Source organism: Pseudomonas sp. 3A(2025) (assembly GCF_054589175.1).
Map to the genome: position 1 here is coordinate 139,341 of NZ_BAAILM010000025.1, position 8,533 is coordinate 147,873.

The 8,533-nt window shown below is 58.6% G+C and carries 10 protein-coding genes; 4 read left to right on the forward strand and 6 right to left on the reverse strand.

Translation table 11 applies throughout. The features are described 5' to 3' along the window. Positions 1-39 precede the first annotated feature (39 nt). Both ACYP2A_RS09940 and ACYP2A_RS09945 read left to right on the forward strand, forming a co-directional pair. Positions 40-468, forward strand: a complete 429-nt coding sequence (locus ACYP2A_RS09940; protein ID WP_459744794.1) for a DUF2231 domain-containing protein — start codon at positions 40-42, stop codon at positions 466-468. Further along, the gene (locus tag ACYP2A_RS09945; protein ID WP_459744796.1) at positions 465-1,754 is read left to right on the forward strand and encodes a PQQ-dependent sugar dehydrogenase; all 1,290 of its coding nucleotides are present in this window, start codon (positions 465-467) and stop codon (positions 1,752-1,754) included. The genes ACYP2A_RS09940 and ACYP2A_RS09945 overlap by 4 nt, the downstream gene beginning before the upstream one ends. Before the next feature lie 6 nt (positions 1,755-1,760). Here the strand turns inward: ACYP2A_RS09945 and ACYP2A_RS09950 are convergent, their stop codons facing one another. Then, the gene (locus ACYP2A_RS09950; protein ID WP_459744798.1) at positions 1,761-2,177 is read right to left on the reverse strand and encodes a hypothetical protein; all 417 of its coding nucleotides are present in this window, start codon (positions 2,175-2,177) and stop codon (positions 1,761-1,763) included. Positions 2,178-2,389: 212 nt separating this feature from the next. Here ACYP2A_RS09950 and ACYP2A_RS09955 point away from each other — a divergent pair, with 212 nt between their 5' ends. Further along, positions 2,390-3,211, forward strand: a complete 822-nt coding sequence (locus ACYP2A_RS09955; protein ID WP_459744800.1) for a hypothetical protein — start codon at positions 2,390-2,392, stop codon at positions 3,209-3,211. A 2-nt stretch (positions 3,212-3,213) separates the two neighbouring features. Here ACYP2A_RS09955 and ACYP2A_RS09960 read toward each other — a convergent pair whose 3' ends face one another. Continuing rightward, positions 3,214-3,723 carry an HPP family protein gene (locus ACYP2A_RS09960; RefSeq protein ID WP_459744802.1) on the reverse strand — a complete coding sequence of 170 codons (510 nt, stop codon included), beginning with the start codon at positions 3,721-3,723 and terminating at the stop codon, positions 3,214-3,216. 118 nt (positions 3,724-3,841) lie between these two features. Here ACYP2A_RS09960 and ACYP2A_RS09965 point away from each other — a divergent pair, with 118 nt between their 5' ends. Beyond that, positions 3,842-4,420, forward strand: a complete 579-nt coding sequence (locus tag ACYP2A_RS09965) for a TetR/AcrR family transcriptional regulator (RefSeq protein ID WP_459744804.1) — start codon at positions 3,842-3,844, stop codon at positions 4,418-4,420. Between the two features lie 23 nt (positions 4,421-4,443). On the opposite strand, the gene ACYP2A_RS09970 is transcribed toward ACYP2A_RS09965, so the two are convergent. The 4 genes from ACYP2A_RS09970 to ACYP2A_RS09985 form a co-directional block, all read right to left on the reverse strand. Further along, the gene (locus ACYP2A_RS09970) at positions 4,444-4,626 is read right to left on the reverse strand and encodes a hypothetical protein (protein WP_459744806.1); all 183 of its coding nucleotides are present in this window, start codon (positions 4,624-4,626) and stop codon (positions 4,444-4,446) included. 343 nt (positions 4,627-4,969) lie between these two features. Then, positions 4,970-6,490 (reverse strand): Fic family protein, encoded by a 1,521-nt coding sequence (locus tag ACYP2A_RS09975; RefSeq protein ID WP_459744807.1) that lies wholly within the window; start codon positions 6,488-6,490, stop codon positions 4,970-4,972. 370 nt (positions 6,491-6,860) lie between these two features. Continuing rightward, positions 6,861-8,021 carry a DUF1624 domain-containing protein gene (locus tag ACYP2A_RS09980; RefSeq protein WP_459744809.1) on the reverse strand — a complete coding sequence of 387 codons (1,161 nt, stop codon included), beginning with the start codon at positions 8,019-8,021 and terminating at the stop codon, positions 6,861-6,863. A gap of 55 nt (positions 8,022-8,076) precedes the next feature. Next, the coding region (locus ACYP2A_RS09985) for a GTP cyclohydrolase, FolE2/MptA family (protein ID WP_459744811.1) at positions 8,077-8,533 on the reverse strand (457 nt) is incomplete at its 5' end.

The following is an 8,533-nucleotide window of genomic DNA, read 5'->3' on the forward strand; positions in this document are numbered from 1 at the left end:
AGTGTCTGCCCTGGACCGTGAACGATAAGGAGCGCCGCTGTGACCGTGAATGATCATCCCCCTTACCGAAGTGTGCCCGGCCCACTTCACGCCATTCTGCTTGGCGGAACCGTGGCGCTGTTTCTGGGCGCGCTGCTGAACGACATCGCCTACTACAACACTTACCAGATTCAATGGAGCAACTTCGCTTCCTGGCTGATTGCCGGCGCGCTGCTGTTCTGTGGCCTGGCGGGGTTGTTTGCGATTGCCAACCTGCTGCGCGCCACTCCCAAGGCCGGGCGGCCGGTGGTGTATTTGCTGTTGCTGCTGGTGACGTGGGTCCTTGGGCTGATCAACGCGTTTGTCCACGCCAGGGACGCCTGGGCGGCCATGCCCGCAGGCCTGACTCTCTCGGTGATCGTCACCTTGCTGTCCGTTGTCGCGGCATGGACAGGCTTTAGTAATCTGCGCTCGGGAGGTGCACGATGAGACACGCCAGCACACTGACGGTCCTGAGCATGGCCGTGCTGCTAAGCGCCTGCGGCGGCGAAGCGGACAGCACTCAGGCACGCGGCCCCGAGCCGAAACTGCCAGCGCCGCAAAGCGGTCTGCTGCCAAGCATGAAGATTGCCGAACCTGCCGAATGGGGCGATCAGAAGCCCACGGTGCCGCAGGGTTACAGCATCACCGCGATTGCGACCGACCTGAAAATCCCGCGCCAGACCCTGGTCTTGCCCAACGGCGACATTCTGGTGTCCGAAGGCCGTGGCGGCAGCGCGGCCAAACTCAAGCCAAAAGACGTGATTGCCAGCTACATCAAGGCGCAAGGCAATACCAAGGTCAAAGGCGGCAACCGCTTGACCCTGCTGCGCGATGCCGACGGCGATGGTGTCTACGAGCTGAAAACGGTGTTCGCCGACAACCTGAACGCGCCTTATGGACTGGCCTTTGCCGATGGCAAGCTCTATGTGGCCAACCAGGATGCGCTGGTGCGCTTCGATTACCAGACCGGGCAAACCCAGGCCGGTGGGCCACCCGTCAAGATCACCGACCTGCCCTCACAGGTTAACCATCACTGGACCAAGGCGCTGACCATCAGCCCTGACGGGCGTTTCCTGTATGTCGGTATCGGCTCCAACAGCAACGTCACCGAACGCGGCATGGAAGTAGAAGTCGACCGCGCCATGGTCTGGCAGATCGATGCCCAGACCGGTGCGCATAAACCCTATGCCACCGGCCTGCGCAACCCGACCGCCCTGGCCATTCAGCCCGGCACCGGACAACTGTGGACGGTGGTCAACGAGCGCGACGAACTGGGCCCGGACCTGGTGCCCGACTACCTGACATCGGTACGTGAAGGTGCGTTTTACGGCTGGCCCTGGAGCTATTGGGGGCAGAACGTCGACACCCGCGCGCAGCCACAGAACCCTGAAAAAGTCGCGGCGGCGGTCAAGCCGGACTACAGCCTCGGCTCGCACGTGGCCGCACTCGGCGTGGCGTTCTCGATCACGGCCATCGGCGAAAAATTCGCCAATGGCGTGTTCGTTGGCGAGCACGGCAGCTGGAACCGGGATAACCCGGTGGGCTACAAGGTGATCTTCGTACCGTTCGACAACGGCCGCCCGGCCGGTGAACCGGTAGACTTCGCGACCGGCTTTCGCAGCGCCGAAGGCAAGACCCGTGGCCGACCTGTGGGTGTGACCGTGGACCCACGCGGGGCGGTAATCATTGCCGACGACCTGTCCAATACCGTGTGGCGCGTGACGCGCAACTAAGAGGCTCTAGCCCTCGGCCACCACACAGTTTACCTCCACCTGCTGCGGGCCATGCGCCTGGCCCGCGGCCAACTCACCGACCAGACCTTTCTTGCCCGCCGCCTTCACCTGCTGCTGGACCTTCTGCAGGCTGTGTTTCTCGATCACCGCCGTATAGCTGGCCCCCAGCTCGCCATCGGGATCGATATAAACCTCGACCCGCGTCACCGGCAGGCCAAATACGCTGAAAGCGCCGGGAGGTGTCAGTGTCCAGCTGCCAGGAGAATCCGGGGTAATGCCTTTAAGCGTGTCCACGGCCAAGGGTTGACGGCACTCCACCGCCGCCTTCACGGCGGGCTCGATGGCAGACCATTGTTGGGGTTCAAGGGCAAAGGCATTGGTCATGACGACCGGCAAAGCCGCCAGCAGCAGTTTTTCCAGCATGTGCGTGATTCCTTATCGACGGGCACTGGGATGTGCAGGAGGCTTTGTTGCTGGATAGGCGCATTGGTTCATCGGACGTATCGAGGATGAGAAGGCGCTCACAGTCAGGCGGCGTCAGACGCGTGCTCAAGCATCGCGTTTTCCTGCCGTTAAACTCGAGATACGGGCCAGCCCGCAAGGGAATGCACCTACCACCGTCAAGGATGAACCCCATGCTCAGTCCTCTTTCCAGTTTCACCGTGGCGGTCAATAACGCCGTGGCCACAACGCCGGCTGTCGGTTCTTCGCGCGCATCGGACAGCGACGGCTCGGACAACGTGGTGCATCGAAGAGCAGCCGCCACCGCTATTGTGTCCTCACTGGCCCGTCAGTTGAGCGAAGCCGCCGCACGCGCCGAACTTCGCGATAACACGCTGGATAAAGAGGAGTTGACGCAAAAAGCCAAAGAGTTGGTCAGCAAACTGCTCAGCGACAGCCGTAAAGTCGATGAAGCCTTGAACGATGCCCAGGTACCGGACAGCGATGACGCCGAGCGCCTGGCACGTGCTCGCCAGGCCACCGACTTTCTCAGCGGCAACGCCAGTAATCCGTTCAAGGACTTGTCACGCGAGCAACTGGCCCTGATTACTTATGACGAGAGCGATGCCTTTACCATCGATGAACGACGCGCCGCCTGGGAAGCGGCGTCTGCTCAAGAGCAGGCCTGGCGGCAGATGATCTCCAGGCAGGGCACGGATGAGTACAACGCCACTGGCAAGATAACCGAGACGCTTAAACAGACACTTGAGCACTATCGGGCGCTGCCCGCCATCGAGCGTGCGCAATACCCGGCCAACTATCAAGGCGAGATGCTGAGCAAGATCATCATGAGCACGTACGACGCCCCTGAATGGCCGAAGGGTGTCTTGTTGAGCCTTTGGGATACCGTGGAAGAGTTGTTCGACGAAGGCCGTTTCGCCAGTCCGGCATCGTCCAGTGAAACGCAGACCACCGAGCCATCGAATACCGACTCGTTACTGCCGTCCGCGACTTGACGCTACCAGTAACGCGGCCAGCTACGTTTGGCATCAGCGTTATTCACCACCAGCGCAATCGACACCAGAATAACCGAGCCCGCCAGCACCGGCGTCAGCAAAAAATCCCAGCCCACTGCGCTGGCAGTCATGATCACCAGCGGGTTGGCACCGGCCGGCGCGTGCAGGGTGCGGGTCAGTTGCATCAGGGCAATCGCCAGGCCGACGGCCAGGCCCATGCACAGCGGGCTGACGCCGATGTATTTGGCGAACAGAATACCGACCAGGCTGGCGAGAAAGTGCCCGCCGATCACGTTACGGGGTTGCGCCAGAGGGGTATCGGGTAGCGCAAACAACAATACGCACGTGGCGCCCAAAGGGGCCATCATCAGCGGCATGCCAAACACCTGGGTAAGGCAGGCGATCACGCCGATGCCCACTGTGCCGCCGATCAGACCATTGAGTATCTGCCGCAAGCCGGGACGTGGCGGCAGCGGTTGGTCGCCTGCCAGCTTGATGTACAGTCGATTCATGACTAATCTCCGAAAAAATAGACAGACCTGTCTACCTACAAGCGAAATTTATCCTGCTTGCAAAATGACAGCAAATCATCCATCACTATCGTTTTACTGGAATCAATAGCTATCAATTATGAGCAAGCGCGAAGAGATTCTGGCCGTGGCCCTGGCGCTGTTTTCCAGGTACGGCTATGGCAGCGTCGGTATCGACCGGATCATTGCTGAGTCCGGGGTCGCAAAAATGACCCTGTACAAACAGTTCGGCACCAAGGACGGGCTGGTCAGAGAAGTGTTGGTATTGCGCGACAGGCTGTTCATCGAAGACCTGCAAGGCAGTGTCGATGCAGTGCAGGGCGGCATCGAAAAGGTCACGGAAATCTTCGAATGGCACCGCCGCTGGTTCAACTCACCCGGGTTTCATGGCTGCATGTTTATCAAGGCTTCGGAGGAGTTCAGCACTACGGTGCCGGCGATCACCGACGTGCTGCGCGAACACAAGATCGCCATCCAGAACATGATCGCCCGTTGCCTGGAATCGCTCGACGATGTCGATGTGCCAGGCATGACAGCGATGATTTTTGTGTGCCTGGAGGGGCTGACCATTCATGCCAATATGTTCAGGACCGACCAGTACGTGGACCCGGTTCTAACGCAGATCCTGAACCTGCTGACTGAAAAGAAAAAAACGCCTGATCAAAAGCGAGCCCCTTAACCAGCGGGCTCTTGAGGGTTGACTCAAATCCGGTTGCCCGGCGAAGGCTCGTCATCCTCATCAAGGGGAATGTCGGGCGGCAATGGTGCGGTGTTACCCGTGTCTGGCTCGTTCGAGGCGTTGGGGTCAAAGCCGGTTTCATTGTCCGTAGACCGCGTGACCGGACTCTGGGAAATATTGCCCGGCGCTTTTTCATCTATGTCCATGACCACTCTCCAGCTCAGACGCAGAAAATCTGCGTACACCACTGGGAAACGCCACGAGCCTGCAAGTGCAGAGGGTTAGACGAATGGTTGATCCGGCCATCCCTTCTGACACCGCTATAGCCAAAGGCTTACACGTCGTCGGGCAAGATCGCTATTTTCTGCCCTCCCGTACAGGCCTATATTTGGATCCAACCACTGGTGAACAGGAAGCTCACCAGGATCAAGGACGATCGACCGAGAAGGGATACTGCCGACAGGGAGTTGGAATGGTCTGGGACAAAGAACCCGCTTCGGCGGGTTTTTTATTGCCTGTAAGCTTCGTGTTTAACGCACGGGGGCATCGTCAACCCAGCAGCCCTGATTCGTCCTGCGCCTCTTGTTTTTCCAGTTCCTGCTGATTGAGCAAAGCCTGCGCAACCTGCTCGATGTAATCGAATACCTCAGCCTGAACCGAATACTGGTACTGCTTGCGACGGTTCCTGGAAACGCTTCCATTGTTCATCAGACACATCATGACCAGGTTGGCCAAATCGCTGCCGCGGACGTCATACCTCTCATTGACCGCTCGCACGACGTTGTCATAGTTTTCAAGAAAGATCGTTTCCTCACGAAGCTCGACCTCAAGCGCCCGCTTTGCCATCTCAAGAGTGAAACGGACGCCAGGCGTAGCATCCCAGAATCGGTAAATGGCAGGATGACCAGTGAATTCGAATGAAAATCGGCCATGATCAATCCACTGAACACTCCAGAACTCGCGCGCCGGCCGAGAGAACATTTGCAACGTTTCAAGATAGAGTCGTTCTTCGCGCTTCATTGCGACAGAAACGGGCAGAAGCAACCCATTTTCCAGCGCCCCGGCTCGGCACAATGTGTGGTGAATCAGAAAGCGAGACAGGCGACCGTTGCCGTCCATGAACGGATGCAGAAAGACAAAACCAAATGAAATGATCCCGGCGGCAACCAGTGGGTCGAGGCGCTCTGACGCGTCGTTCCCCAAGCGTATTAACTGCGCCATCAGTTCACGGCAAAGATCTGGCTCAGGCGGAACGTAAGTGACCCCTGCAGCGCCTTGCAAGCCATTGGCCAGATGGTTTTGCTCATGGCGAAATGCCGCAGCCGTGTCGTAAGGATTGGATATCGTCGCATTCTGTAAATGAACCAGATAATCCTCGCTCAATGGCATCCGTTCATGCGCCTGCCGAAGCAACTGGATGAACTTGCGTGCCTTGTCTTCGCTTGGCGACTCTTTCTCTATAGCGAACGAATCCTGAGTTTCATGGAGATAAGCCCAGTTAATGGCGCGATCCATCATGGCCGAGGGCAGGCTTTGAATAAAGTCCTCAGCACGGGCAAGAATATCGTGCGCCAGAAGCGCAGCAATCTCTGGTGTGCGTTCAACCGTGGCGCAATAGGCGAGTGTTCCGAGACCATTGAACTCAACCCGCCAGCGAGGATTACGCTCCCCCGGCATGGTGACATAGAGATCAGGGTCGAACAGAGGGACAAATACACCTCGCACAGGAGAATGCTGACGTATTTCTTCAACGGTAAAAGCTTCGCGTAAAAAACAGGCTTTTCGGATGTAAATACCGTTTGGCGCTTTTTGCAATTCAGCTTCCAGTACGGCTGCCGGTATTTGCGGCAACGCTTGAGCCAGGATGGCAAGGTTGATGCCTTCATGCTTGAGTGCAAACAGTAGATGTCCCAACAAATCGTCAGGCGCGGGCGCACTGTTGAGCGGCACGGCCAAGGTCTCTCCGATCCGCTCGATCCGTGTGACTGGCTGAACCTTTGCCGGTCGGTGCAAAGGAAAAGCTGAAAGCTGCAGTGAGGCTTGCAGCCAAGCGTATCCAACGAGATTCATCGCAGAAATCCTTGAGTCTTTGGTCCCGAACCGCATTTTTTCTTCAGCGCGCCAGGAAAATCTTGATTCCAAGCGATTATCCCGATTTTTTCTTGAGTCACTAGCAGTATTTCTGATCTCGTCAAAAGGCCAGCAGCGAGTCTTTGACACCAGAATCACTTCTGACACCGCTATAGCCAAAGGCTTACACGCCGGCGGGCAAGATCGCTATTTCCTGCCCTGCCGCACAGGCCTATATTTGGATCCAACCACTGGTGAACAGGATGCTCACCAGGATCAAGGACGATCGACCGAGAAAGGATACTGCCGACAGGGAGTTGGAATGGTCTGGGACAAAGAACCCGCTTCGGCGGGTTTTTTATTGTCCGCGTTAAAGGTACTTCAACCAGGCAATGTCCCGGCGCCGGGCCTTGAGCGCTGCGAACCACTTGACTGCCGGGAACAACACGACGGCCAGCACCGCCGAGCACAGCCACACCGCACCTACCCCGTCGAAACCGAAGTATTTACCCTGATTCAAGCCCCACACAGCCACCGCGATCAGGTACAAAAACTTCAGCACATACAGGTGCAGCAGATAGAAAAACATCGGCGCCGCACCGAAGACCACCAACGGTTTGAGCCAGGCGCGTTCCTGCCAGCGTTCCAGGGCGATGAGCAACAGCAGACCCAGTCCGAGCGTCAGGCTGATAAACAGCAGCGACGGCGGGTATTTGGTGATATTGAAAAAGCTCATCACGGTCTGCACGCCAGTCTCGCCAACGCTCCAGGGTTTTTCGCCGTAACCGTTGAGCAGACGCAGCAGCACAAAACCGATCAGCAGGCCCAGGCCGGACAGCCACAGCTTGGTGCGTCGTGCGGCCGCACTGGCGGCACTGCCGAACCATGGACCAGCCGCATAGCCCAGCGCGATGACGCCGATCCACGGCAGCAGCGGGTAGGACGTGCGCAGGCGCAGGTTGTCCGAGAACTCGATCCAGCCACGGTCGTGCAGGATCGCCCACGGAATATGCATCGCAGACTCGACGCCGAAATGCAGGCTATCGAGCAGGTTGTGCCCGGCCACGATCAGCACGCCCAAGGCAGCCAGTGCCGGGCGCGGCAGGTACACCAGCACCGACAGGGCGATCATGCTCAGGCCGATGGCCCAGATGACTTGCAGATAAATCACCGTCGGCGGGAACTGGAACGTCCAGGCGAAGCTGACCAGGGTGAACTCCAGAAACACCAGAAACAGCCCGCGTTTGAACAGAAACGCCGACACATCGCGGCGACCGCTGTGTTTTTCGCCATACAAGAACGCCGAAAGCCCGGTCAGGAACACAAACAACGGCGCACACAAATGCGCCAGGGTACGGCTGAAGAACAGTTCTGGCGCGGTGTTGGCGACATCCATCGGATCGCCGACCTGGCGGTGCAGCAAAAAGGTTTCACGCACGTGGTCCAGCAGCATGAAAAGGATGATCAGCCCGCGCAGGGCATCGATCGAGCGCAACCGCGAGGCGGGCTTGGGGGTGACAGCGGTGGTCATGGAAAGAAAACGTCCGTTGCGATGTTTAATGATGGGCCCGGTTACACGGGCGCTTTCAGGTCAAGTAATTCGAGGTCCGGGCCACGGCGTCGTGAGGGTGCAGACTTTCCAGGTGGCGCACGCTGACGCCGGAGGCGGCAAATCGCCCCTCAAGGGCCAACTGGATCTTGCGCGCGGCATCTTCGACGTACATCAGGTTTTGCCCGTTCAGGCGCGCGAAGGCTTGTTCATCGGCGCGTTTGACGGCGGTCTGCACCGGGGTACCCAGCGCCGCCTCGGTGGTGTCGATCAGCGTCATCAGCTCCAGGCGGCTGGCCTGCTCAGGGATGCGCACCTGCACCCTGGCGATGCTGCGCTGGCTGTGCGGAGTGGCGTACGAGGCGTTCTCGCGCAGCCATACTGCAACCTGCGCCGGGTCCAGCGCGCTTTGCCCGGCAAAGCGCGCGCGAAACGCCTCCTCGAGCAATTGCCGCGACAAGGCCGCCGAACACGGGCAGGTCGAGGAAGAGGTA

Coding starts and splice junctions, on each gene's coding strand:
- ACYP2A_RS09945 (WP_459744796.1), top strand. CDS start 465: ATGAGACACGCCAGCACACTGACGGTCCTGAGCATGGCCGTGCTGCTA.
- ACYP2A_RS09950 (WP_459744798.1), bottom strand. CDS start 2,177: ATGCTGGAAAAACTGCTGCTGGCGGCTTTGCCGGTCGTCATGACCAAT.
- ACYP2A_RS09955 (WP_459744800.1), top strand. CDS start 2,390: ATGCTCAGTCCTCTTTCCAGTTTCACCGTGGCGGTCAATAACGCCGTG.
- ACYP2A_RS09960 (WP_459744802.1), bottom strand. CDS start 3,723: ATGAATCGACTGTACATCAAGCTGGCAGGCGACCAACCGCTGCCGCCA.
- ACYP2A_RS09965 (WP_459744804.1), top strand. CDS start 3,842: ATGAGCAAGCGCGAAGAGATTCTGGCCGTGGCCCTGGCGCTGTTTTCC.
- ACYP2A_RS09970 (WP_459744806.1), bottom strand. CDS start 4,626: ATGGACATAGATGAAAAAGCGCCGGGCAATATTTCCCAGAGTCCGGTC.
- ACYP2A_RS09975 (WP_459744807.1), bottom strand. CDS start 6,490: ATGAATCTCGTTGGATACGCTTGGCTGCAAGCCTCACTGCAGCTTTCA.
- ACYP2A_RS09980 (WP_459744809.1), bottom strand. CDS start 8,021: ATGACCACCGCTGTCACCCCCAAGCCCGCCTCGCGGTTGCGCTCGATC.